The organism is Paenibacillus zanthoxyli JH29, from assembly GCF_000520715.1.
Taxonomy (GTDB): Bacteria; Bacillota; Bacilli; order Paenibacillales; family Paenibacillaceae; genus Paenibacillus_AQ; species Paenibacillus_AQ zanthoxyli.
The window spans coordinates 1-750 of the sequence record NZ_ASSD01000530.1; the positions used below are offsets into that span (position 1 = coordinate 1).

At 47.9% G+C, this 750-nt stretch carries 1 protein-coding gene; it reads left to right on the forward strand.

Annotated elements, in window-relative coordinates; all coding sequences use genetic code 11:
- Positions 1-537 (forward strand): ABC transporter ATP-binding protein (locus tag L691_RS0120595; RefSeq protein WP_025692235.1); only part of this gene is annotated, 537 nt, incomplete at its 5' end.
- Positions 538-750 lie beyond the last annotated feature (213 nt).

Below are 750 nucleotides of genomic sequence, written 5' to 3' on the forward strand. Positions count from 1 at the left end.
CAGAAAGGAACCATATCTCTTAATGAAACGGTTCTGGATTGGGAGAATCAGGAGTACAAGACACGAATCGGTTATTTGCCGGAGTTTCCTTTCTACTATCCCCATCTTTCGGTAATGGAGATGATGAGGCTGACCGGAGGACTGCGAAGGGTACCTAAGGAGCTATTAGAAGAGCGTATTCACTACTTGCTGGAGCGGTTCGATTTACATTCATACCGTAATTTGAGTATGGATGAGCTGTCTCAAGGCACGAAAAAAAGAGTCGCATTGTCCTCCACACTTCTCCATAAGCCGGATATCCTCATATTGGACGAACCTACCAATGGTCTGGATCCTGATCAGGTGATCATCGTTCGCGATACGTTAAGGGAATACAGCGAGCAGGGGGGACTGGTCCTGCTTTCTACTCATATTCTGGGCTTGGCGGAAAAATTGGCAGACCATGTAGGCATTGTTCGCAGCGGCCGTCTGTTATTTGCAGGGGAACCATCCGGAGATTTGGAATCTTTATATCTGGCACATCGGTTGGAAGCTTGAGTTCGCTTCTCTTCCACTCTTCCTCTCTGTAGCTACTGGATTATTTCATGGCAGGCAGAGCAAATATGGTATAATCTCCGTACTGATACATGGAAATGGAATCTATTGGGAGGTATATCGGTGATTTGTCGGGAGCAGGATGAGAAGTTTGTCATGATCAAGCAGCATGACCACGGGCTGCTGGCCGGGGAATTTGCGGCGCGGTTCCGCATG